16 protein-coding genes are annotated in these 24,555 nt (G+C 69.2%); 8 read left to right on the top strand and 8 right to left on the bottom strand.

All coding sequences use genetic code 11. The features are described 5' to 3' along the window. The first annotated feature begins 145 nt into the window (after positions 1-145). The gene (locus AC2EWF_RS14205; RefSeq protein ID WP_483640036.1) at positions 146-1,663 is read left to right on the top strand and encodes a fumarate hydratase; all 1,518 of its coding nucleotides are present in this window, start codon (positions 146-148) and stop codon (positions 1,661-1,663) included. Positions 1,664-1,866: 203 nt separating this feature from the next. Here AC2EWF_RS14205 and AC2EWF_RS14210 read toward each other — a convergent pair whose 3' ends face one another. Beyond that, positions 1,867-3,321 (bottom strand): FUSC family protein, encoded by a 1,455-nt coding sequence (locus tag AC2EWF_RS14210; protein WP_483640037.1) that lies wholly within the window; start codon positions 3,319-3,321, stop codon positions 1,867-1,869. Positions 3,322-3,525: 204 nt separating this feature from the next. On the opposite strand from AC2EWF_RS14210, the gene AC2EWF_RS14215 reads away from it, so the two are divergent. From AC2EWF_RS14215 to AC2EWF_RS14230, 4 genes are all read left to right on the top strand, one after another. Next, positions 3,526-6,144: a bifunctional aspartate kinase/diaminopimelate decarboxylase gene (locus tag AC2EWF_RS14215; protein ID WP_483640439.1), complete on the top strand. Its 2,619-nt coding sequence runs from the start codon at positions 3,526-3,528 to the stop codon at positions 6,142-6,144. Positions 6,145-6,250: 106 nt separating this feature from the next. After that, positions 6,251-7,678 (top strand): UDP-N-acetyl-alpha-D-muramoyl-L-alanyl-L-glutamate epimerase, encoded by a 1,428-nt coding sequence (murL, locus tag AC2EWF_RS14220; RefSeq protein WP_483640038.1) that lies wholly within the window; start codon positions 6,251-6,253, stop codon positions 7,676-7,678. 99 nt (positions 7,679-7,777) lie between these two features. Then, entirely contained in the window at positions 7,778-9,136 is a 1,359-nt protein-coding gene (gene murD / locus AC2EWF_RS14225; protein ID WP_483640039.1) for a UDP-N-acetylmuramoyl-L-alanine--D-glutamate ligase, read from the top strand. 92 nt (positions 9,137-9,228) lie between these two features. Then, on the top strand, positions 9,229-9,549 hold the full coding sequence (locus tag AC2EWF_RS14230) for a RidA family protein (protein WP_483640440.1): 321 nt from the start codon (positions 9,229-9,231) through the stop codon (positions 9,547-9,549). A 13-nt stretch (positions 9,550-9,562) separates the two neighbouring features. On the opposite strand, the gene AC2EWF_RS14235 is transcribed toward AC2EWF_RS14230, so the two are convergent. Beyond that, positions 9,563-9,940, bottom strand: a complete 378-nt coding sequence (locus AC2EWF_RS14235) for a YciI family protein (protein ID WP_483640040.1) — start codon at positions 9,938-9,940, stop codon at positions 9,563-9,565. Positions 9,941-10,440: 500 nt separating this feature from the next. Here AC2EWF_RS14235 and AC2EWF_RS14240 point away from each other — a divergent pair, with 500 nt between their 5' ends. From AC2EWF_RS14240 to AC2EWF_RS14250, 3 genes are all read left to right on the top strand, one after another. Continuing rightward, positions 10,441-10,782, top strand: coding sequence for a BON domain-containing protein (locus AC2EWF_RS14240; protein WP_483640041.1), 342 nt, complete (start codon positions 10,441-10,443; stop codon positions 10,780-10,782). Between the two features lie 77 nt (positions 10,783-10,859). Next, a complete protein-coding gene (locus AC2EWF_RS14245) occupies positions 10,860-11,057 on the top strand; it encodes a CsbD family protein (protein ID WP_483640042.1) in 198 nt (65 codons plus the stop codon). A 142-nt stretch (positions 11,058-11,199) separates the two neighbouring features. After that, on the top strand, positions 11,200-11,367 hold the full coding sequence (locus AC2EWF_RS14250; RefSeq protein WP_483640441.1) for a DUF1328 domain-containing protein: 168 nt from the start codon (positions 11,200-11,202) through the stop codon (positions 11,365-11,367). Positions 11,368-11,440: 73 nt separating this feature from the next. Here AC2EWF_RS14250 and AC2EWF_RS14255 read toward each other — a convergent pair whose 3' ends face one another. From AC2EWF_RS14255 to AC2EWF_RS14280, 6 genes are all read right to left on the bottom strand, one after another. Then, positions 11,441-13,504: a M13 family metallopeptidase gene (locus AC2EWF_RS14255; protein WP_483640043.1), complete on the bottom strand. Its 2,064-nt coding sequence runs from the start codon at positions 13,502-13,504 to the stop codon at positions 11,441-11,443. Between the two features lie 108 nt (positions 13,505-13,612). Next, complete coding sequence (locus tag AC2EWF_RS14260) at positions 13,613-17,356, bottom strand: translocation/assembly module TamB domain-containing protein (protein WP_483640044.1); 3,744 nt, start codon at positions 17,354-17,356, stop codon at positions 13,613-13,615. A 187-nt stretch (positions 17,357-17,543) separates the two neighbouring features. Beyond that, positions 17,544-19,322: an autotransporter assembly complex protein TamA gene (locus AC2EWF_RS14265; protein ID WP_483640045.1), complete on the bottom strand. Its 1,779-nt coding sequence runs from the start codon at positions 19,320-19,322 to the stop codon at positions 17,544-17,546. A 601-nt stretch (positions 19,323-19,923) separates the two neighbouring features. Further along, positions 19,924-20,304, bottom strand: coding sequence for a hypothetical protein (locus AC2EWF_RS14270; protein ID WP_483640046.1), 381 nt, complete (start codon positions 20,302-20,304; stop codon positions 19,924-19,926). Positions 20,305-21,757: 1,453 nt separating this feature from the next. Then, positions 21,758-22,609 carry an NAD-dependent epimerase/dehydratase family protein gene (locus tag AC2EWF_RS14275; protein WP_483640047.1) on the bottom strand — a complete coding sequence of 284 codons (852 nt, stop codon included), beginning with the start codon at positions 22,607-22,609 and terminating at the stop codon, positions 21,758-21,760. Between the two features lie 11 nt (positions 22,610-22,620). Further along, positions 22,621-24,345 (bottom strand): hypothetical protein, encoded by a 1,725-nt coding sequence (locus AC2EWF_RS14280; RefSeq protein ID WP_483640048.1) that lies wholly within the window; start codon positions 24,343-24,345, stop codon positions 22,621-22,623. Positions 24,346-24,555 lie beyond the last annotated feature (210 nt).

A 24,555-nucleotide genomic window follows, 5' to 3' on the forward strand; every position in this document is an offset into this window, starting at 1 on the left:
CTCCGGCACTCCGGGTGCCGGTAGCCCTGCAAGAAATTGCGGGACTGGCGCGCGTTTGGGTGCGCGTGCCGGCTGCGGCACAATAGGGAGTTGCCGTCGCGGATCCCGTGCCGCGGCGCTCCTCATCCCCGCCGAAGCCATCGCCATGACCGCCATCAAGCAAGCCGACCTGATCCAGTCCGTCGCCGACGCCCTGCAGTACATCAGCTACTACCACCCGGTGGACTACATCAAGGCGCTGGCCGCGGCATACGAGCGCGAGGAATCGCCGGCCGCGAAGGACGCGATGGCGCAGATCCTGATCAACTCGCGCATGGCCGCCGAGGGCCATCGCCCGCTGTGCCAGGACACCGGCATCGTCACCGTGTTCCTGAAGATCGGCATGGGCGTGCGCTGGGACGACGCCACCATGGGCGTGGAAGAGATGGTCAACGAAGGCGTGCGCCGCGCCTACAGCCATCCGGACAACAAGCTGCGCGCCAGCGTGCTGGCCGATCCGGCCGGCAAGCGCACCAACACCAGGGACAACACGCCGGCGGTGGTGAACGTGTCGGTGGTGCCGGACGACACCGTGGAGGTGATCGTGGCGGCCAAGGGCGGCGGCTCGGAGGCGAAGTCCAAGTTCGTGATGCTCAACCCCTCCGACTCCATCGTGGACTGGGTACTGAAGACCGTGCCGACCATGGGCGCCGGCTGGTGCCCGCCGGGCATGCTCGGCATCGGCATCGGCGGCACCGCGGAGAAGGCGATGCTGCTGGCGAAGGAATCGCTGATGGAGCACATCGACATCCAGGAGCTGATCGCGCGCGGCCCGCAGAACCGCGTCGAGGAACTGCGCATCGAGCTGTACGAGAAGGTCAATGCGCTGGGCATCGGCGCGCAGGGCCTGGGCGGCCTCACCACCGTGCTCGACGTGAAGATCAAGGATTACCCGACCCACGCGGCGAACCTGCCGGTGGCGATGATCCCGAACTGCGCGGCGACCCGCCACGCGCACTTCACCTTGGACGGCTCGGGCCCGGCGACGCTGGATCCGCCCTCGCTGGAAGACTGGCCCAGGCTCACCTACAACCCGCAGAACGCGCGCCGGGTAAACCTCGACACCATCACCCGGGAAGAAGTCGCCGGTTTCAGGCCCGGCGAGGTGCTGTTGCTCAACGGCAAGCTGCTCACCGGCCGCGATGCCGCGCACAAGCGCATGGTGGAGATGCTCAATCGCGGCGAGAAGCTGCCGGTCGACTTCAACGGGCGCTTCATCTACTACGTGGGCCCGGTCGATCCGGTGCGCGAGGAAGTGGTCGGCCCCGCCGGCCCCACCACCGCCACCCGCATGGACAAATTCACTGAGCAGGTGCTGGCGCAGACCGGCCTGCTCGGCATGGTCGGCAAGGCCGAGCGCGGCCCCGCGGCGATCGAGGCGATCAAGAAACACCGGTCCGTCTACCTGATGGCGGTGGGCGGCGCCGCCTACCTGGTCTCCAAGGCGATCAAGGCGTCGAAGGTGCTGGCCTTCGAGGACCTGGGCATGGAGGCGATCTACGAGTTCGAGGTGAAGGACATGCCGGTCACCGTGGCGGTGGACTCGGCCGGCACTTCGGTGCACCAGACCGGGCCGAAGGAGTGGCAGGCGCGGATCGGCAAGATCCCCGTGGTGGTGGCGTAATACCGCCCGCCTTTTTCCTATCTTCTCTGGGGAGAGGGCAGGGCCCGCTTTTTCCCTCTCCCCTCTGGGACGCGGGGAAGGGCCATCGATGGCCCTGTTCTGAGGAGCGGGGAAGAGGGCAGGGTGAGGGGCGGGTGCTCGCGAGGAAGCTTCATCAGAGTTCTTCGCCAGATTGCCCCTCATCCCAACCCGCTCTCCGCTGCTCAAGGCTGCGGCCATCCATGGCCGCTCTCCGCGTGCCCTGGCGGGAGAGGGAGTGAATCGCGCAGCGCCGTCAGCGCATCGAGCAGGCATTCCGGCTCCCGCAGTGCCTGCCGCGCCGTGCCCACCGCGCGCCGCACGTTGCCCGGCGTGGTGCCTGTTTCGATCAGCGCCACGGCGGACGTGCGACAGCCGGCCAGCGCATCGATCCAGTCCGCGGGCTGGCGCCAGTGCCGACGGAGGCCGAGCCCGCGGGCGGCACGAAAGGCCGGCGCCAGCGCCTCCACCGCATCGAGCTCGTGGATGAAGCGCACGGGGCTGCGCTGCGCGGTCGCCGGGTCCAGCGCCTCGCCCAGCGCGGCCAGCGCATCGGCCAGGCGCCGCCGCAGCACGTCGGTGGAACGCACCGGCAACAGCAGCCATCCCGTGGCCACGCCGATCGCGGCGCCGGTTGCGATGGCCGCCAGGCGCAAGGTCATCTCCGACGTTGCGGGCAGCCCGGCGTAGTTTTGCAGCAGGGCCAGCGCCACGGTGACGAACAGCGCCCACCACGCATAGTTGAGCGGCCGCAGCCAAGTGCCCAGGAATACCGCGAGGAGGATCAGCGCTGCGGTGCTGCCGCCGTGCATGCCGGCCGGCAGGGACAGCACGGACAGCCCGGCCGCGGCGAGGGTGCCGCCGAGCGCGCCACCCAGGCGCAGCAGGCTCTTGTACGCCACCTCCAGCCGGCCGCGGTTGCCGCTGTGCACGATGAACGCGGTCAGCACCACCCACGGCCAGTGCTGGCCGAAGCCGGCATGGCCCACGGCGAAGGCGGCGGCCAGCGCCGCCGCCATCTGCAACGCCATGCGCGTGGTGGCCGCGGGACGCATCCGGTTCGGGGTCGCCCGCCCCCGGGCAGCGACGGGCGGGCGATGCGCCGGCGTCGCCACGTCCGGCAACAGGCGCAGCCGACGGCCCAGTACGTCCAGCAGCGAGACCCAGGCCAGCGCCAGCAGCGCCACCACCACCGGCACCAGCACGGCCGGTAGCGGGCCGTGCTGCACGCCGGACAGGTGCGGCACGGTGAGCACGGTGACGAACGGCAACGCGATCAGCCGGCTGGCGCGCCGCGCCGGCTCGCCGAACTGGCGCAGCCACACCGACGAGGCCACGCCGAAGGTGAACGCCGCGGCGCCGAGCCAGGGCGCGTCGCGCAGCAGCAGGCCGACGCCGGTGGCGGCCAGGCCCACCAGCGGCAGGGCCACGGCCGCTTCCATCCGGCCGCGGCGGTCGCGGTCGAGCCGGCTGCGGGCAAGCGAGAGGCTCAGCACCACGGCCAGCACCGCGCTGCCCGGGCCGGGCGCGAACGGCTGGGCGCAGGCCAGGGTGAGCAGGGCGGCGGCCATCGCCAAGGCCGCCTCGGGCAAGGCCTGCAAGGCGGCGGCACGCGCGAGGGCGGGGGACGCGTTGGTCATGCGCGGGCGGGTTCCGTTCCTTCGAGCGCGCAGTCTAGCAGCGCCGCGGACCGCTTCCGGCCGGTCCGGCAAGTGGACGTATGGACGTCCAAACGGCTGCGGATGGCGGTAAGGTTGCATTCGCGTTGCCGCAGCGCAACACTGGCGGGATTGCTTCCCACCCAACCAGCCAAGAGACCCGTGAACCCCAACGCCCCCGCGCCGCTGCCCGCGGACGCCCCCGCTTCCGACAAGCCCTGGATCGTGATGAAGTTCGGCGGCACCAGTGTCGCCACCTTGCCGCGCTGGCAGAACATCCGTGAGCTGGTCGCCAGCCGCCGTGCCGAAGGCGCGCGCGTGCTGGTGGTCGTCTCCGCGCTCACCGGCATCACCGACGCGCTGAAACAGCTGTGCGGCGAGGGCGACCAGGGCAAACGCAAGGCGGCGGCCGGCGCGATCGCGCAACGCCACTACGACCTGCTCGCGCACATGCAGTTGCCGCTGCCGGCCACGCTGGGCGCGCGCCTGGACGAGCTGGCGGCGCTGGCCGCGGAGGGCCCGGCGCGGCTAGGCGAGCTGGCCTGGTCGGCACTGGTGCAGGCGCACGGCGAACTGATGTCCAGCGCGCTGGGCGCGGCCTTCCTCAGCGAGAGCGGCCTGCCCACGCGCTGGCTGGATGCGCGCGATTGCCTCGCCGCGGCCGCGCTGCCGAACCAGAACGAGCGCACCCGCCTGCTGTCGGCGATGGTGGAGGCCCGGCCCGATCCCGCGCTCAACGCACGCCTCGGTGCGTTGGGCGAGGTGTTCATCACCCAGGGCTTCATTGCCCGCGAGCCCATCTCCAACGGGAGCGGGGGCCGCACGGTGCTGCTGGGTCGTGGCGGTTCCGACACGTCGGCGTCCTACTTCGGGGCGCTGCTGAAGGCGGCGCGCGTGGAGATCTGGACCGACGTGGCTGGCATGTTCACCGCCAACCCGCGCCAGGTGCCCGGCGCGCGCCTGCTGCAGAAGTTGGACTACGAGGAGGCACAGGAAATCGCCTCCACCGGGGCCAAAGTGCTGCACCCGCGCTGCCTGTCGCCGCTGCGCGAACCGCGCGTGCCGCTGCTGATCAAGGACACCAACCGCCCCGAGCTGGAAGGCACGGTGATCGGCCCCGAGGTGCGCGACCACGCGCCCTCGGTGAAGGCGATCAGCGCGCGCAAGGGCATCACCCTGGTGTCGATGGAGTCGGTGGGCATGTGGCAGCAGGTCGGCTTCCTCGCCGACGTGTTCGCGCATTTCAAGCAGCACGGCCTGTCGGTGGACCTGATCGGCTCGGCCGAGACTAACGTCACCGTGTCGCTGGACCCCACCGAGAACCTGCTGGATTCCGACGCGATCGCCGCACTGGCCGGCGACCTCGCCAAGGTGTGCCGGGTCAAGGTGATCGCGCCCTGCGCGGCGATCACCCTGGTCGGCCGCGGCATGCGCTCGATGTTGCACACGCTGTCCAGCGTGCTGGCCGAGTTCGACCAGCTGCGCGTGCATCTGATCTCGCAGTCGTCCAACAACCTCAACCTCACCTTCGTGGTGGACGAGGACGTGGTGGACGACCTGCTGCCGCATTTGCACGAGCTGCTGATCGCCGCCGGCGCGCTGCGCACGGACGACAGCGTGTTGTTCGGTCCCAGCTGGCAGAACCTCTACGGCAGCGGCGAAGCGACCCTGTCCGCCGCCTGGTGGCGCGAGCCGGCGCAGCGCCAGCGCCTGCTCGACATCGCCGCCGAGGCCACGCCGCGCTACGTCTACCACCTGCCCACCGTGCGCGCCCAGGCGTGCGAGCTGAAATCGCTGGCGGCGGTGGACCGGCTGCACTACGCGGTGAAGGCGAACACCCATCCGGCGGTCCTGCGCGCGCTGGCCGCGGAAGGCTACGCCTTCGAATGTGTGTCGCCGGGCGAGCTGGAAGCGGTGTCGGCGGCAGTGCCGGAGAGCGCGCCGCTGCTGTTCACGCCGAACTTCGCCTCGCGCGAGGACTTCCAGCGCGGCCTGGCCTCGCGCGCCACTGTCACGCTCGATGCGCTGTACCCGATCGAGCACTGGGGCGAGCTGTTCCGCGGCCGCGAGATCGCGTTGCGCCTGGACCTCGGCCGCGGCCTCGGCCACCACGAGAAGGTGCGCACCGGCGGCAGCGGCAGCAAGTTCGGCCTGCCGCTGGAACAGCTCGACGCCTTCCTGCGGCATGCCGACGCGCACGGTGTCACCGTGCGCGGCCTGCATGCGCACCTCGGCTCGGGCGTGCTCGATGCCAGGCACTGGGGCGAGGTGTACGGCCAGCTCGCCAGCCTCGCCGAACGCATCGGCAGCATCGCCTTCCTCAATATCGGCGGCGGCCTGGGCGTGCCTTCGCACCCGGGCGAGGCGAGGCTGGACATCGCCGCGCTGGACAAGGTGTTGCGCGAGGTGAAGGCCGCTTATCCGCATTACCAGTTGTGGATGGAGCCGGGCCGCTACCTGGTGGCCGATGCCGGCGTGCTGCTGGCGCGCGCCACCCAGACCAAGGGCAAGGGCAGCTGGCGCTACCTCGGCGTGGACACCGGCATGAACAGCCTGATCCGCCCTGCGCTGTACGACGCCTGGCACGAGATCGCCAACCTCACGCGGCTGGACGAACCGGCCACCGGCCTGTTCCAGGTGGTCGGTCCGATCTGCGAGAGCGGCGATGTGCTGGGCAGCGACCGCCGCCTGCCGGAACCGCGGGAAGGCGACGTGATCCTGGTCGCCCAGGCCGGCGCCTACGGCAAGGTCATGTCCTCGCCGTACAACCTGCGCGGCGAGACTGAGGAGGTCGTGATCGATTGACCGCATTCTGCCCGGCCGGTGCCATGCGCCGGTCGGGCAGGGCGACAGTCGTCGACGCTAGAATCTGCGTTCCTGTCGCGACGAGCGACGGGCGATGGAGACCGATGTGAGCAACACGATTCAACCGCGCCTGACCCAGGTGTTCCGCTTCCTGCACGCGCGCTACGCCGACGGCGTGGCCGAGCTGGCGTATGCCTTCGACGACGGCGAGGCGATGGTGGAGCGCATCCGCTTCCCGCATGCGCCGGCGCTGCCGCGCGAACGGCAGGCCGCTTTCGACGCGGCGCTGAAGCTTTTGCACCTGTTCGCCGGCGTGAGCTACTACAAGGCCGGCGTGCCGCCGAAGATCGAGGTGGCGGACGGTCCGCTGGACGACGCCACCGCGGACCTGCTCGACGCGCTCTACCTGCACGGCCTGGCCGAGTTCGCGTATCGCAACGGGTTGGACTTGCGCGGCCGTATCAGCTTCCCGCGGCTTTCTCCCTCTCCCCTTCCGGGCACGCGGGGAGGCGCCATGGACGGCGCCGGCTTTGAGAAGCGAGGAGAGGGGCGGGGTGAGGGAGCAGCCTCGCTGCAAGCTCCATCGCTTGGCTTGCCCAAGCGCACCCTGGTCCCCATCGGCGGCGGCAAGGATTCCCTCGTCGCGGTGGAGGCGATCAAGTCCATCGGCGGCGGCGCCACGGCCGTATGGGTCGGCAGCTCGGCGCTGATCGCCGCCTGCGCCGGGCGCACCGGCCTGCCCACGCTCAACATCCAGCGCGAGCTGGCGCCGGCGCTGTTCGAGCTCAACCAGCACGGCGCCTGGAACGGGCACATCCCGGTGACCGCGGTGAACTCCGCGATCCTCGTCGTGGCCGCGATCCTGTACGGCCACGACTCCATCGCCTTCGCGAACGAACGCTCGGCCTCGGCCGCCACCCTGGAGTACGACGGCCAGCAGGTGAACCACCAGTGGAGCAAGGGCTACGCTTTCGAGCAGCTGCTCGGCGACTGGCTGCACACGCACGTGGCCGCCGACCTCGATTACTGCTCCCTGCTGCGGCCGTATTCGGAGCTGGCGATCACCCGCGCGTTCGCGAAGCTCACGCCGTACTTCGACGCCTTCTCCAGCTGCAACCGCAACTTCCGGCTGCTCGGCCCCAAGCCCGCCGACCGCTGGTGCGGGCAATGCCCGAAGTGCCATTTCGTGTTCCTCGCGCTGGCGCCGTTCCTGCCCAAGCCGCGCCTGCTGGGGATCTTCGGCCGCAACCTGCTCGACGACGAGACGCAGGCGGCGGGTTTCGACGCGTTGCTGGAATACCAGGACCACAAGCCGTTCGAATGCGTCGGCGAGGGTGCCGAGGCGCGCGCTGCGATGTACGCGCTGAGTCAGCGCCCGGAGTGGCGGGAGGATGCGCTGGTGGCGCGCTTCCGCGACGAGATCCTGCCCCAGCTCGACGCGACGCAGCTCGCGCTGGAGCCGTGGCTGCAGCCGTCCGCCGAGCATCGCGTGCCGGCCCGCCTGCAGGCGGCGTTCAAGGCGATCGACGCGTGAACGCCTGCAGGAGCGCACCCTGTGCGCAACCGCCTTGTGCTTTGATCAAGGCGAAAAGCCATCGCGCACTCGGTGCGCTCCTGCAGGCGAGGGATGCCCATGCGCATTGCTGACCTGGCGAACAGGCGCGTCGCCGTGTGGGGTTTCGGCCGCGAGGGCCGCGCCGCGGTCCGCGCGATCCGTGCGCAACTGCCGCAACAGCCGCTGGCGCTGTACTGCGGCGAAGGCGAGGCCGACGCAGCCCGCGCGTTCGATGCCGCACTCGCCGTATACGGCCACGAGCCCGACGCGGTGGCGTTGTCCGCCTATGACGTGGTGGTGAAGTCGCCGGGCATTTCGATCTACAAGCCTGCGGTCACCACCGCGCAGGCGCAGGGCACCGTGTTCACCTCCGGCACCGCGCTGTGGTTCGCGGAGAATCCGTACGCGCGCGTGGTCGCGGTCACCGGCACCAAGGGCAAGAGCACCACCACCGCCCTCGTCGCGCACCTGGCCCGCGCGCTCGGCGTGCGCACGGCGCTGGCCGGCAATATCGGCCTGCCGCTGCTGGAGCTGCGGGGGCAGTCGGCCGACTTGTGGGCGATCGAGCTGTCCAGCTTCCAGACCGGCGAGGCGGGTCCGCTGGAGCTGGGCGTGGTCACCAGCCTGTACGAGGAGCACCTCGACTGGCACGGCTCGCGCGAACGCTACGTGGCCGACAAGCTGAAGCTCGCCGACGCGGCGCGCTCGCTGCTGGTCAACGCCACGCAGCCGGCCTTGCTGGAGCGCGTGCAGCGGCACCCCCGCCTGCTGCGCTTCGGCCACGACGCTGGCTGGCACGTGGCCGACGGCCACATCCGCCGCGGCACCCAGGCGGTGTTCCCGCTCGCGCGCATGGCCGCGCCGGGCGCGCACAACGCGCTCAACGCCTGCGCCGCGCTCGCCGCGCTCGCCGACCTGGGCATGGACGCGCTGGCCGCCGCGCCCGCGCTGGCGACCTTCCACCCGTTGCCGCACCGCTTGCAGCCGCTGGGTGCACGCGACGGTCTGGACTGGATCAACGATTCCATCAGCACCACGCCGCAGGCCACGCTGGCGGCGCTGGACAGCCTCGCCGGGCGCGAGGTCACGGTGATCGCGGGCGGCCACGACCGCGGCCTGGACTGGTCGGACTTCGTCCTCGCGGTGAAGGATCGCGGCGACCTGCGCATCGTGACGCAAGGTGCCAGCGGCCCGCGCATCGCGCAGGCGCTGCGTGCCGCCAGGGCCAGCGTGCCGCTGGGCGAGGCCGAGGATTTCGCCGATGCGGTGGCGATGGCCTGTACCGTGACGCCCGCCGGCGGCGTGGTGCTGCTGTCGCCAGGCGCGCCCAGTTTCGACCAGTTCAAGGACTATGCCGAGCGGGGCCGGCGCTTTGCCGAGCTGGCCGGTTTCAACGACGCGGCCAACCCGGGCATCGAGGGGCTCGGGGTGGCGTAAGCCAGCGGTGGACCCGCGTCGCGCCGCAAGCGTTGCGGGACATTTTTCGAGGAGACATTGCCGTGATCCAACCCATCGAACCCGGCCCGCGCATGTCCGAGGCCTGCATCCATGGCGGCCTGGTCTATCTGGCCGGGCAGGTGCCCGAAACCAGAGGCGCCGACATCGAGACCCAGACCCGCGAGGTGCTGGCGGCGATCGACGCGTTGCTCGCCGAGGCGGGCAGCGACAAGACGCGCATCCTGCGCGCGCAGATCTTCCTGGCCGACATCGCCGATTTCGCCGGCATGAACCGCGCGTGGGATGCCTGGGTGACACCGGGCCACGCGCCGGCGCGCGCCACCGTGGAAGCGCGCCTGGCCGATCCGGCATGGAAGGTGGAGATCGTGGTGACGGCCGCGCTGCAGCCGTAGCCGCCGCTTCGGCTCAGGCGCCGGATTCGCGCTCCTCGCGCCGGCGCGGTTCCTCTTCCACGTCGAGCGGCCAGAACGGCCGCAGTTCGATGCTGCCAAAGCGGGCCATCGGGTGGCGCGATGCGATCGCGACCGCCTCGTCGAGGCTGGCGCATTCCAGCAGGTCGAAGCCGGCGATCCATTCCTTCGTCTCGGCGAACGGGCCGTCGCTGGTTAGCAGCTTGCCGCCCCGCATGCGCACGGTCTTCGCGTGCGACGGCGGCCGCAGCCGGTCGCCGGTGATCCGCACGTCTTTCGCCGTGGTGTCGGCCACCCATTCGGCGATGTTGTCTTCCTCGGGGACGTAGGGTTCGGCTGCGGGGTCCGACACCACGAACATCATGAACTGCATGGTCCTCTCCTCGACGCGTGTGGATGGTGATGCGACGAGCGGGGGAGCGCGGAATCGACACGCGGGGCAACGGCCGCTGGCACAAAACGGCGCTTGCGATCCTGCCACGCATCGGCATCCGTGCCAGAAACGGATGCGCGACACATCCGCGCGCATCCCTGGCGACTGCCCGATGGAAGAAAGATCGGCACGAGCGGGCCGATGCGCAATGCGCGCGAGCCTTGCATCGCCGGTGTAAAGACAGGGTAAATCGATCCTTTTCAGGTCGCCATTCCATACACCTTCATGAATTCCGCTTGACCGCGAGCGTCGGAGTTCACGCGAGTCTCATCCCTCGCGCCTTACCAATGGACATGCTTTTTTTCGCCTTGCATACCGCGATTGCGGATGAAAGCGCCAGGTAAATCACAGGGTTTTCGCCGGGGCATTCGCATGCCGTTGGCCGAAGCATTCCTTTCACGGCCCTGCGGCGAAAACCGATTTTCGGTATGGAGGATTCCATGAAGACATCGACAGCCATCGCTTCCGCTTTTCTGGCCCTTGCCGCGGGTGCGGCTTCGTTTGCCGGAGCGGCGCAGGCACAGTCCACCCAGCCCACAGGCGAGCATTCGGCGAACCTCGCGCAGGCGGGAGGTGACGCCTGGATCACCACCAAGGTGAAGACCGAACTCGCCACCACCAAGGGCGTTTCCAGCACCGAGATCTCGGTGAGCACCGTGGATGGAGTGGTGACGCTGACCGGCGTGCTTCCCAGCAAGCTGGCGGTCAAGAAAGCGGTTGCGGCCGCCAAGAGCATCAAGGGCGTGAAGAGCGTCGATGCCTCCGGCCTGAAGGTGAAGTGACGCACCGGCTCGTCCGGTCCGGCACGGACCCGTGGCCGCCGGCAGGGGGCAACCCATTCCTGTGAGGAGGACAGAACATGAACGACGACAAGATCAAGGGCCAGTGGAAGCAGCTCCACGGCAAGCTCAAGGCGCAATGGGGCAAGTTGACCGACGACGACCTGAAAATCGTCGACGGCAATTCCGAGTACCTCGTTGGCAAGCTGCAGGAGCGTTACGGCATCGCCAGGGACGAGGCGAGGAAGCAGCTCAAGGAATTCGATGCGAGGCTGTAACGAGCCGCGTCGCGTGACGGCAGATCGCGGTTTTCATCCTGTTTGACGCCGCGGCAAGGACGCATTGCGTCGCGCCCGCCATGAAGGCGACTGCCGGCGTTTGCACATCGTCTTGCACATCGTCCGGACATGGGAGCAGCTCATGCTTTATTACGCACTCGTCTTCCTGATCATTGCGCTGGTTGCAGGTTTCTTTGGCTTCTTCGGCATCGCCGGGCTCGCCGCGAGCATTGCGAAGATCCTGTTCGTGGTATTCATCATCCTGTTCGTCGTGTCGCTGCTGTTCGGGCGTCGCCGGCCGCCGGGCTGATCCGGGCGCGTCCACGGCCCGCATTGCGGTCGCGCCGGCAGGTGGCGAGCGGCCACCTGCCGGCGCATGGGGATCACCAGATCTTCACCCGCTGATCCGGCGCCAGGTACAGCTTCTGCCCCGGTTGCACGTTGAATGCCGGATACCACGCGTCCAGGTTGCGCACGGTGAGCGCGCGGAACTGCGCTGGCGCGTGCACGTCGGTGGCGATGCGCTGGCGCAGGGCGGCGTCGCGCATCTTCGAGCGCCAGGCCTGGCCGAAGGCGAGGAAGAAGCGCTGGTCGCCGCTCAGCCCGTCGATCACCGGCGCAGGCTTGCCGCCCAGCGACTTGTGGTAGGCGAGGTAGGCGATGGTGAGTCCGGAAACGTCGGCGATGTCCTCGCCCAGCGTCTGCTCGCCGTTGACGTGCAGGCCGGGCAGGGCTTCGTACTGGCCGAACTGCTTGGCGAGCTGCGCGGTGGCGCTCTTGAAGTGCGCCTCGTCGGCCGGGGTCCACCAGTTCTCCATCTTGCCCTGGGCGTCGAAATCGGCGCCGGTGTTGTCGAAGCTGTGGCTGATCTCGTGGCCGATGATGGCGCCGATCGCGCCGTAGTTGGCGGCGGCGTCGGCCTTGGGATCGAAGAACGGCGCCTGCAGGATCGCGGCGGGGAAGTTCAGCGCGTTCTGCAGCGGCAGGTTCACCGCGTTCACCAGCTGCGGGGTCATCCACCATTCGCCGCGGTCCACCGGCTGGCCGAGCTTGGCAAGCTGGTGCTGATACTCGTGCTTCACCGCGCGCAGGTGGTTGCCCAGCGGGTCGTCCGCGCTGATCTTGAGCGTGGAGTAGTCGCGCCACTTCTCCGGATAGCCCACGCCGACCTTCAGCGTGACCAGCTTCTCCTTGGCCTTGGCGCGGGTGGCCGGGGTCATCCAGCTCAGCGTGTCGAGGCGCTCGTCGAAGGCGGCGATCAGGTTCTTCACCAGCTGCTGCACCTCGGCCTTGGACGAGGCGGGGAAGTACTTCTGCACGTAGAGCTGGCCCACCGCGTCGCCGAGGTCGACGTTGGTGGCGCCCACCGCGCGCTTCCAGCGCGGCTGCTGCTCGGGCGTGCCCTGCAGGGTGCGGCCGTAGAAACCGAAGTGCAGGTCGGCGTAGGCCTTGGGCAGCAGCGGCGCGGCGCTGTCCAGGGTGTGGAAGACGAGCAGGTCCTTCCAGGCGTCCAGCGGCTCACTGGCGACCAGCGCGGCGAGGCGGGTGGTGGCGGCAGGCTGCCACGCGTCGATCTGCTTCTGGCCGTCCAGGCCGGCGGCCTTGAAATAGGCGGCCCAGTCCAGGCCCGGCGCCTTGTGCGCGAAGTCGGCCATCGTCCACAGATTGTTCGCCTTGTGCACGTCCTGGCTGTCGATCAGGCTTTCCTGGGCCTTCGCGATCTTGGTCTCCAGGCCGATCACGGTGTCCGCCTTCGCCGCGGCGTCGGCGACGCCGGCCTGCTTCAGCAGCGCCGCCACGTAGGCGTGGTACTGGGTGCGGAACGCCGCCATGTGCGGATCGGTGGAAAGGTAGTAGTCCCGACTGGGCATGGCCAGGCCGCCCTGCAGCAGGTAGGCGATGGTGTGCGAGGGATCTTCCAGTCCCTGGGTCACGAACAGGCCGAACAGGTTCTCGGTGTGGAAGTTGGTGGCGTTGACCGGGTCCACGTCGGCGCGCAGGCGGCTGCCCAGCACGCGGGCGAGGTCCTCCTTCGAGGCGACCGCGTCGATCGCGGCCAGTTCGGGTTTCAGCGGCGCCAGCCCATGTTTGGCGATCGCGGCCTCATCCATGAAGGCCGCGTAGTAGTCGGCGATCTTGCGCGCGTTGCTGCCCGCGGCGGGGTGGCTCTTGCCGGCGTTCTGGATCAGGTCGGCGGTGTGCTTTTCGGTGAGCTCGAAGATCTTCAGGAAGGTGCCGGTGCTGGAGCGGTCGGCGGGGATCTGCGCGGTCTTCAGCCAGCCGCCGTTGGCGTAGTCGAAGAAGTTGTCGCCCGGCTTCACCGCGTGGTCGATGCCGGCGAGGTCGATGCCGATGTCGGCGCCATGCGCGGCAGGCGCCGCCAGGGCAGGGGAGCCGCAGAGCACGGCGGCGATCGCCGCAGCCAGGATCCATCGGGTGCGTTGCATGGGTCACCTCGTCAGTGTCAGGGGAGTGGTGCGGCCGTGGCCGACGCGCCAGCATGCCATTGTGCGGGGTGGCGGGCATGCGGCGTTGCAGGATGGCGGCGCAGGTTTTTACTTCTCGTAGCGGTAGTTGAAGCTGGCGCGGTTGAATTCGGTGGCGCTCTGCGCCTCGAAGTTCCAGCGGTGGCTGAGCCGGTAGCGCAGGGTCACCACCTCGCCGGGTTCGAACAGGCCCACGCCATAGCTGAGGTAGAGCCGCGGCGAGAGGTACTTGCCCACGGTGAACGCGGAGTTGCCGCCCAGTGCCTCGTTGCTGGAGACGCCGATGTCGTCGACGCCGATCTTCGAGCCGATGCTCTTCGCCAGCAGGTTGCCCGCCGCCGAACCCAGCGCCTGCGCGGCGGCGCCCAGCATGTCGCCCTCGCCACCCTTCACCTGTGACAGCGGCTTGCCGGTGACCAGGTAGGAGAGCGCGTCGGACTGTTCCATCAGCGGATTGGAGAACACCGTGAGCACCGGCCGCTGCGCCGTGCCGGAAATCTGCAGGCCCACTTCCTGGCCCTCGTCGACGGTGGCGTTGGGGTTGAGCTTGCGGACCGCGCGGATGTCCAGGCCGGGGTTGTCGATCGGGGTGCTGGCGAACAGCAACCTGCCGCGCTGGATCGCGAGGTTCTGGCCGTAGGCCTTGTAGGTGCCGCTCACCGTGACCTGACCCTGGCCGGTGGTGGCGCGGCCGGGGCGCTCGTTCACCGTGAGCACGCCCGCGAGCCGCCCATCCAGGCCCATGCCGGCGAGATGTGTCTTGCGGCCCAGGTCCACCTTCACCGTGGCGGTTAAGGGCAGCGATGCGCCGGGCTCGGGCTGCGGGCGGTCGACCACCACCACGTCGCGCGAGGCCTTGCTGGCGCCGGCGCCGGGCAGCTTGTCGAGGTTCACGTCGGCGCTGTCCAGCAGCACCGAGCCGCCGAGGTCCAGGCCTTGCGCGTTGCGCCGCAGGCGCAGGTCAGGGCTGATCGCAACCTTGGCGGCGGGGATGTCGGCGGCGCTGAACTGGCTGCCCCTGATCGCGATGTCGGTGGCGGCATCGCCGCCCAGGCCGGCGACGCCGGCCACCGTCAGCGTGCCCGCGCCGGATTGCACGCTGCCGTCCACCCGCAGGTTGCGGGCGTCGAGCGCGCTCACCACCAGCCGGCCGTTGCCCAGCTTGAGTCCCGCCGCCGGCACTTCCGCGGCGAAGTCGGTCACCGAGGCCTGGCCGCTCACGGCCGGCTGCGCCAGCGTGCCGCCGAGGCGGAAGTTGCCGGCGGCCTGGCCGTGCACGTTCGCCAGTGTGTTGCCGAACAGTTCCAGGAAGGCAAGGTTGTTGAGGCGCAGGTCGAGCTGGCCGGCCAGCGCCTGCTGCCTGCCGCTCACGCTCACGTGGCCGGCGAGGCTGCCGCCGTGGTCGAGATTGGCGCGCAGGTCGAGGCGCTGGCTGTTCGCGCCAAGCTCGGCGTCCAGCGCGAAGTGGTCGTAGCTCAGCAGCGGCGCGTCGGCATGCTCCACATAGGTGACGCTGCCGCGGTCGGAGCCGAGGCTGGCGTGGCCGCTCAGCACGCCGGCGGCGCTGCGGCGCAGCTGGCCGTCGCCCCGCAGGTTGCCGTCCGCGCGCAGCGGCAGGTCGGCCTCGCCGGCGGCGTTGAGCAGCAGCGCCAGCGGTAGCGCGCGCAGCCGGTAGCTGGCGTCGAGGTTGCCGGCCTTGTCCTGCTTCGCGCTCGTGCACAGCAGCGGGTCGCCCGCGCTGAGGCAGGTCTCGGACAGGCTGAAGGCACCATCGCGCCACGCCAGCTGGCTGGGGTGTTGCAGGCGCCAGCCGGGCAGGCCCCGCGGTTCGAGGTCCAGTGTGCCCAGCGTGCCGTTCCAGGCATGGTTCTTCAGTGCGCCGTGCAGCGACAGCGTGCCGGAGAGCTGGGCGCCGCGGGCCTCCAGTTCCAGCCGATGGTCGCCCTGGCTGCCCTCGGCCAGCAGGTGGAGGCGCGCGAACACCAGGCCGCCGAGATGGGCGCCGCCGGCGGTGACTTCCAGCTTGCCCGCGGGATGGCTGATGTCGGGAATGCCGGCGACCAGCTGCAGCGTGTCCACGCGCTGTTGCTGCCAGGCCAGTGCGTTGCCGCGCAGGTGGCCGTTGACGGCCAGCCTGGGCAGCAGGCCGCGGACGCTGAATTGGCCGTCCAGACGACCACCCGCAGCGGGCAGCCAGTCGCCCAGCGAGGCGATGGCGAGCTTGAGCTCGGCGTCATTGACGCGACCCGGTTTTGCGTCGAGTTGCACCGTGCTGCCGCCGGAGGCCAGCCGCAACCGGCCGTCGACCACCTTGCCGGGCGACAGGTGCAGCTTCGCCTCGCCGGCTATCCTGCGCTCGCGCAGGCGGCCGGCGAGTTGTGCAAGGTCCAGCGTGGCGTCGGGGCCGGCCGGCGTCAGCTTGCCCGCGCTGGTGAGCGTGAAGTCCAGCGCGCCGCTCCAGCCCGCGAACAGCTGGCCGGGGTCGAAGCGGTTGGCCCGGGCCTCGAGCTGCCAGCCCAGCGCAGGTTGCAGTTGCAGCGTGCCCTGCGCCTGCAACTGCCCTTGCGCCTGCTGCAGGGCGAGCGGATGCAGGGCGATGGCCTGCGGCGTGCCGTCGAGGTCCAGTGCGAGGTGTGCGGGTTTGCCGGGCGGCCCGAGTGTGACGTCGCCGGCGACATGGAAGCGCTCGACGCTGCCGCTGGCATCGAGCTTGCCCGTACTGGCCAGCGGTTGGCCGACCAGGTCGGCGGGCAGTTGCAGGTCGCTCCACTGGATCGCGAGCTGGCCGCCCAGCGGTTTCGCGTCCAATCGCAGCGTGCCGCTGGCGTCGAGCCGGCCACGGATCTGCGGCGAGCCCAGCGCGAGTTGCTGCAGCGCCAGCGTCTTGCCGTCGTCGCTGATGCGGGCGCGCAGCGGCTGCAGCAGCACGCGGTAATGGTTCAAGTCCAGCGTGCCGTCGAGTTCGCCGCCATGGCGGTCGCCGTGGCCCTGCAGGTCCAGCGCGACAGATTTCAGTGCGCTTTCGCCCAGCAACGGTCCGGGGTCGAAGCGCGGCGCGCTCAGCGTGGCCTTCCAGTCGTAGTCACGGCCCTGGCCCAGTTCGAGATGCAGGCGTGCCGTCATCGGCTGCTGCAGGCCGAGGTCGAGTCGCGCCAGCTTGCCGTCGCCGCTGGCGACCAGCTGGCCCGCATACGTGGTGCCGCCCAGCTTCCAGGCGAAGTCGGCCTTGCCCTTGCCGAGCGGGCGGCGCGCGAACACGAGTCGTCCTTCGAGATCGGCATGGCCGTCCGGCGTGCGCAGCTTCAAGGTCTCGATGGCGATGCCGACCTGCGTCCAGCGGCCGGCAAGGTCCAGGCTGTCGGAGGCGAACACGGGCTGGCCGGCCTGGCTCACGCGCACCGTGCCCACGTGGACGCGATCCAGCAGCAGGTCCACCGGTGGCTTGAGCGAGAGGCTGCCGGAGCCGCTGCTGTTCTCCGCGCTTTTCGGCAGCGCCACGTCCACGCCTTCCACGTCGAGGTCGCGCACATGCACGCGGCCCGCCAGCAGTGGCCAGAAGCGCAGGTCGAGCCGTGCCCGTGCCGCGTCCGCCACGGTGCCGTGGCCGTCGTCGTAGCGCAGCCCGTCAAGCTGCAGCGGTCCGAGCAGCGAACCCCGTGCCTGCTTCCATTGCAGCGCGCCGTGCGTGGCCGATTGCGCGCGCGCCAGCGCGAAGCGCAGGCCGGCGCCGGTGGCGAGCAGCCACCACGTTGCCGTTGCCAGTACCAGCAGCAGGGCGGCGAACGCGACGGCGAGGCGCTTGAGCCACTTCATGGTGCGGGAGGCCTCCGTGGCGGTGTTGTCGCGGTGCTTTGGTGAGTGTTGAAGCCAGAGCCTTCACCCATGCCGAAGCACGGGCTCCTGCCCGCGCTTCGGCTCGCCCTGCCCGCAGGCGGGCAGGGCTCCCCTGCGCAGCCGCTACGCGGCTGCGCAGGGTGCGGCCCATCCATGGGCCGCCCGTTCACAGGTCGGGCCCGATGACGAGGTGCAGCACCACGCCGTGCCGCTGCGAATCGTGGATCGGCGTGCCCAAGTCCACCCGGATCATGCCCACCGGCGAGCGCCAGCGCACGCCGATGCCGGTGCCGAGCTTCGGGCGGTAGTCGGTGCCGTCGAAGGCGTTGCCGGCGTCGATGAAGGTGGCGATGCCCCAGTTGCTCGTGACGTAGTGCTCCACCTCGGCGCTGGCGACCAGCAGGTTCGTGCCACCGAGCACGCGGCCGTAGCTGTTCTCCGGACCGATGGACTGGTAGCCGTAGCCGCGTACCGAGCGGTCGCCGCCGGCGAAGAAGCGCAGCTGCGGCGGCAGCGCGGCGAAGTCGTCGGTCCAGATCTTGCCGGCGCTGCCGCGCAGGATCAGCCGGTTGCGCCGCTTCGCGCCGAACGCATGGATCCATTTCGCGTCGGCGGTGAGCTGGCTGAAACTGGCCGAGGAGAGCAGGTCGCCCGCGGTGCTGCGCGCGGCGACGTTCAGCGACCAGCCGTCGTGCACGAAGTTGAAGTTGTCCGCCTGCTTGCGCGACAGCGAGGCTTCCGCGAACAGCAGGGTACTGCGGCCGTGTTCGATGCCGGGCGTGCTGTCCGGTTCGTCGCCGCGCTTGCCCACGGTGAAGGTGCCGGACAGCGCGTGCAGGCCCACGGTGCGGGTCCAGCCGTGCCACAGCCGCGTCTCGTTGCCCACCAGCTCCAGCGTGCGCGACTGCGAGGTGCTGGTGTTCGCGTCGCGGAAGTTCGCGCCCACGTTGAAGCTGCGCTGGTCGTTGCCCGGCATCGGGATGGAGTACAGCGTCGACAGCGTCTTCAGCCGCTGCGCCAGCACCAGTTCGTTCTTCCACTTGTGGCCGCGCCGGTTCACCCAGCGCCGCTCCACGCCGGCGCGGACGCCGAAGCCGGTGTCGGTGCCGATGAACGGGCCGCCGGTGTAGATCGTGCGCTTCGCAGGCGCCAGCTCGACATTGATGTCGACCTTGCCGTCGGCCTTCTCGTCGATCTGCGGCAGCACGTTCACCACGGCGAAGTAGTCCGCGCCGTTCAGCGCCTGCTGCAATTGCAGCAGCTGGTCCTGGTCGAAGTAGTCGCCGGACTTGAACGGCAGGTAGCGGTCCAGGAAACCCTGCCTGAACTGCGATCCCTCGAAATGCACCGTGCCGTAGCGGTAGCGCGGGCCCACCTGCCAGGCCAGCCGGATCGCCGCGCTGTGCTGCGCGGTGTTCACTTCCACGCGATGCGTCACCAGCTTCGCGTCGAGGAAGCCGCTCGCGGTGAGCGCGGCCGACAGCGCGTCGCGCGCGGCGTCATACGTGGCATCGTCCAGCCGCTTGCCGCGCATGCGCTCGATCGCGCTGCGCGCCCGGCGAACCGGGGGCAGCGCGAGCGCCGCGGCGTCGAGCTGCACGTCCACCGTGACGACCTTGACCGGTTCGCCCGTGCGCACGTCCAGCGTTACCTTCCAGTCCCTGCCCGCCGGCTGCAGCTGCGCGGCGACATCCGCCTCGTAGTAGCCGTAGGGTTCCAGCGCCGCCTTCGCCTGCGCCGGCGCCTGCGCGACCAGGCGCCGGATCTGCGCCTCGCTGACCTCGCGGTGCGTGTACTGCGACAGCTCCACCGAGGCAGTGACCGCCTGCTGCAAAGGCTCATCCACCCCGCGCACCACCAGCTGCACGCCGGCCCGCGCCAGCGACGCGAACAGCAGCATCGGCAACAGGACAAGCAGTGCCAGGCGTCGGCGGGGGCGGCGCATGCGAAGGGGATCCATCCTCGTGGGGGCGTTGGCGGAGCCGGGACAGCTTACCGAAGCGGGGATGGGTTGCGGATGAATCCGCGCCGCGCCGTACTCCCATCGCCCGCTGGCCGTTCTCTCTCTCCCCCAGCAGCTTCATCGTTGGGGAAGAGGGTTGGGGGGAGGGAGCTTCTGCTTCTGCGCGTTGGCGAGTGTCAAAGCAGTTTCGTGCGCCCTTTGAGCGCCCGAGTTACTTCTCCTTTGCTTGTCCAAAGGAGAAGTAACCAAGAGGAAACGACACCCCGATGGCGCGCCCTGCGCCCATCCATGGGCTCCGGGTGCGCGGGCGGGTTCCGGGGTTTTTCGACGGCACGTCCCTGTACCGGCGAAAAACTGGCCGGCTTCCTGCCGGCCATCCTGCGGACTTTCCTCCACCCACCCGCCGCGCCATAGGGGCCCCGGTCAAAGCAGCGCGCTCCTGGCGCGCACTCGGACGCAGCCGCTGCGCGGCTGCGGGCGCGTCATGCGGTGTGCTTCTGATTGGGATCGCTGAGAGGGTGATGCTGGAGTTAAGCGGCATGCGGTACGCGTGTCCGCGCGGGCGAGTGGTGTAGGAGTTAGCCTAAAGCGGCAGATCCTCTGAAAGCTTGCCACGCCTGTCAAACACTTTGGCCGCTTCGCCTGCGCGCGAGACAAAATCCGCCCATTCGCTCATTTTGAACACATCGGAGTCGCGAGTGATGTGGCTTGGCGTTGCGGAGCAGAGTAGCTCCCAAGCGGTGTCTAGACAATTTAGAGTATTGATCTCGTCAGCCGTAAAGACAGGAATCGGAAAATTGCCATCACCGATTGGACGTGTAATGAAGTCCTCCCACTGGTTGAGCAACTCGCCCATCCCTATCCTTGGCTCACTTTCGCTTTCATATCCTCGTACCCATTCAACGTACTCGATAAGACGGTTGCGGATACGCTGCTCAATCAATCGAGGGTCTATTGCGTCCATTGAGCGAATCACTCAGAGTTGTAGTCCTAACGCTGGAATTGAGCGGCGGCGAAGCCGTCCGCCTCGAATGAGAGGTTAGACATCATTCCTCGTACCCCATTACTGTTAGCCATTCGGAACCTGAGATCTGATAGTTACGTTCGGAAATTAAGTACTGGAGCGCAGAGCGCATGTGCGCTGCGCCGTACACTACCCCAACCGTTTGTGACGCGCCTCCCTCATGTATCATTTCGTCGATGCATGACATCAGCTTTCGATCTCTTGCACCATGAAAGGCTCGTTCGACGCCAGTCCTTTGCTCTTGGTGGAGAGCTTCCTCTCGACTGGGAAGGTCCTCCAGCCCAAGATGTTTGCCTAGCGACTCTCGACTTGCGGTGAGGTAGAGCCAAAATCCGTAAAGCGGGGAAAGACACATGAGAGCAACTCGCTGTGTCTTGGGAATTTGGCGCCAGCCTTGCTCGAATTCTCCCCCTGTAACGTCCGCGTGTACGAGACGCAAAGGAAGATCGGACAGCTTCAAATCTTGGGATTGAGTGGCTAGGTCAAGGCGAGAGCGTTTGGCAACCCAACGATAGGATGTTGTAAGAAGGCGAGTCCGGAAAGAATGGACTCCTTCAAACAGCACCACGTCACATTCAGAAAGACGTGAGCAAACATCTCGGTAGTACTCCGAGGTTCCGATATGAATCATTGGAAACAGGAGAAACACGGCTTGGTGCCTTTCGCTACATAAGCGATAGCAGGCGGCTCGCAAGCCCATGATGCTGTTCTCGATAAATTGCAGGGCACGGCTCCGTCTGTGTGACGCCTAACGCTAAGTAGATCCAAGATCGGGGCATATGCATGAATGTCCATGCCTTCCGCCTTCATGTCAAGTAGGTGAATCACCTAGTGTGATCAACGGCTTGCTGGCCCACTTCGGTGGCAGCGGTGTTATAGACTGGCATGCATATCACGTAAAACGAGGTGATATCACTTATCGCTGCGAAGCGCGGAATATACAGAGCGATTCGAAGAAAACGGTGTGTTCTCGCTTTTGCTTCTGCGCGCAGGAGCGCGTTGCTTTTCCGGGGCCCCTTTGGCGCGGCGGGTGGGTGGAGGAAAGTCCGCAGGATGGCCCGCAGGGATGCGGGCCAGTTTTCCGCCGGTACAGGGATGTGCCGTCGGAAAACCCCGTAAGCCGCCCGCGCACCCGGAAGGCAGGATGCCTGGAGGGCGCGCTATCGGGGTGTCGTTTCCTCTTGGTTACTTCTCCTTTGGACAAGCAAAGGAGAAGTAACTCGGGCGCCCAAAGGGCGCACGAAACTGCTTTGAACGTCGCGCATTGACGCCGGATCTGGCGAGGGACCGTACCCTCATCCACCCCTTCGGGGCACCTTCCTCGCTCCTCAAAACGGCGCCATCCATGGCGCCTCTCCGCTTCTCCCGGAGGGAGAAGGTAATCCGCGAAGCGTCATTCCCTCATCGGAAACCACATCTCCGCCGTCGGCTGGAACGCCCGCGGCGTCACTCCCAGCAGACGTTCCAGCTCGCCGTTGTCCGCGATGAGGTCCGCATCGAGCCGCGCCAGCGGTCCACGCAGTTTCGCGGGAGCGAGGTGCTGGCCTGCATGCAGCAGCCACGAGGGCAGGGGCAGCGGCAGGTTGGCGTGGGGCAGGGTGCGGCGGACACGGGCGAACATCTCGCCTACAGTGAGGCGTTCGCCGCCGCCGATGGGCAGGATGCGGCCCGCACTGGCGGGGTGGTCCAGTGCGGCGAGCACGGCGAGGGCGATGTCGTCGGCGTGCACCGGCTGGCGCAGGCCGCGGCCGGCAGGCAGCGGGAACACGCGCGTGCGCCAGGCGCGGCGGGCGATCGGGCTGAGGCTCTTGTCGAGTCCGGCGCCGTAGATGAGGGTGGGGCGCAGCACGGTCCACGGTGCGCCATGGCGCGCGCAGGCGGCGGCCAGTGCCTGTTCGCCGTCGCGCAGCTGCTGCGCGACGGCGCGTTCGGCGGCCATGGTGGAGTCGCGTTTGGTTTCCGCGCTCATCGAGCTGGTGGCGATCACGCGCGGCGGTTCGCTGCCGAAGTCGGCGCGGGCCAGCCATTGCGCGAAGGGACCGATCGGGCCGAAGGACACGATGGCGGCGGGATGCGGCAGCTCGGCGGGCAGCGCGTCGGGCAGGCGGCCTTGCAGCCAGCGCAGGCCGGGTTGCGAAGCGTGGGCGCGGCGGCTGAGCGCCGTTGCCGTGGTGCCCTGGGCGAGCAGGCGTGGCAGCAGGAAATGGCCGATCTGGCTGCTGCCGCCGAATACCAGGACCGTCATCAGGAACCCGACTACAGACGGGCGGTGAGGTCGAGTACGCGCGGATGGTTCGGCGCGAGCTTGCGCGCCTGTTCCAGCGCTTGCGCGGCGCCGGCGCGGTTGCCGCTGGCGAGCTGGCGGTCGGCCTGGTCCAGCCAGGCGGTGGCGAGGCGCTGGCGCAGGACGTTCTGCGCGTTGTCGCCGGGAGCGAGGTCGGCGAGGTTGTCCAGCATCTGGCCGGCGCGGGCGAGGTCGCCGGCGGCCAGCGCGCGGTTGAACAGCTGCAGCACCACGCCCGGCAGGGCTTGCAGGCCGTGTTGCGCGACGGCGCTGTTGCCATCGATCGCCAGCGCGTTGCGGTAAAGGTCGTAGGCGCAGTTGCCGGGCGGCAGCATGATGTCGCCGCGTTGCGTGGCGGCCTGCGCCTGTTGCAGCAGGCTGGCGACCTGCTCGCTTTGCTGCGGCGTCAGTGCGGGATGCAGCATGCCGGCGTCGGCGTCGGAATCTTCGTTCGCGGGTGCGGCGGCTTTCGGCGCGGCGCCGGGCGTGGGCGTGGGACTGGACTTGGCTTGCGTCATGCCTTGCAGGCGCGCGCGGGCGGCAGCGAGGTCGGCGGATTTGGGCGCCAGCGCCGCGGCGTGGTCGAGCAAGGTGCCGGCCTGTGCGGCGTCGCCGGCGTCCATGGCCGCGTTGGCCTGTACCGTCAGTGCTTGCGCCACCTTGCCCAGCCCGGCCTCGGCCTGCGGATTGCCCGGGGCGATCGCGAGTGCGGCCTTGTAGTGCGCCAGTGCGGTGTCGTCGCCGGGGCCGTCGATGCGGCCGGCACGCAGCGCCTCGTCGCCTTGCTGCAGGGTGGTGTCGAGCGCGGCGCTGTCCTGCTGGCGCGCCTGTGCGCGGGCGGCGCGCAGGCCGGGCAAGGCGGCGTTGTTCGGCTGCAGCGCGGCGAGCTGTTCGATGTCGGCGTCGGCGGTGGCGCCGTCGTTCGCGTCCAGCGCTTTCTGCGTCTGCGCGGCCAGCGCGTCGCCGACCTGGTCCAGGCCGTGGCGCGCCACCGCGTTGCCGGGATCGGCCGCGAGCACCTGCCGGTACAGCGCGCCGGCGCCGTGCTCGCCGCCGTACTGGCCGGCGGCAAAGGCCTGCTGCGCCTGATCGACCAGGGTCGGGACCTGCACCTGCGAGCCGCGTTTCGCGGCGATCATCCGGTCGAGCCGGTCGACGTCGCTGCCGCCGCCCAGCAGTTCGCGCGCCACCGCCGCCTTCTGCGCGGCCACGTCGAGCCGGCCGGCCTGCAGCGCGGCGTCGGCCTGCGAGACTTCGGCCATGCCGACCTGGTGCAGGCCGTTGCGCGCGGCGTCGTTGTCCGGCTCCAGCGCCACCGCGGCCTGGAACAGTTCGCGCGCGCTGTTGCCGTCGTCGCCATCCAGGTTGCCGGCGGCCAGCGCCTGCTGCGCGCGGCTGAGCACGTCGTTGAGCTCGGTGCGCGGCAGCAGGCTGCGCAGGCGGTTCTGTTCGATCCACGCGCCGCCCACCACGCCGACCAGCGCCAGCACCAGCACGGGAACCAGCCAGCCGCGACGACGCGTGCGGCGCGACAGCGCCGAGGCGCGGCGCCAGCGGCGCGGCTCGGCGTCGACCTCAGGCAGGTCGTCGGGCGGTGCGGCGTCGCGCGGCGGTTCGTCGAGCCCGCCGAGGTCGCCCAGCGTGGGCTCGGTGCGTCCACGGCGGTCGGATTCGTGCTGGTCGCGGCGTCTGCTCATGGGGGTTGGCACGTGGGGAAGGGGGACGACCTGCTTCTTGCTCGTCATTCCCGCGAGGGGCGGAAGCGCGTCATCGCCGCGAAGCCGGTCATCCGGTGGCGTTGCGTTCAGTGGGGCGAAGGCGGGATGACCGGCTTCACCGTTGCGAGGCGCCTCCGGCTTTCGCCGGGATCACAGCCAGGATCAGGGGTTTCAGTGACTTGCTGCAGC

The organism is Rhodanobacter sp. sgz306013 (assembly GCF_057031145.1).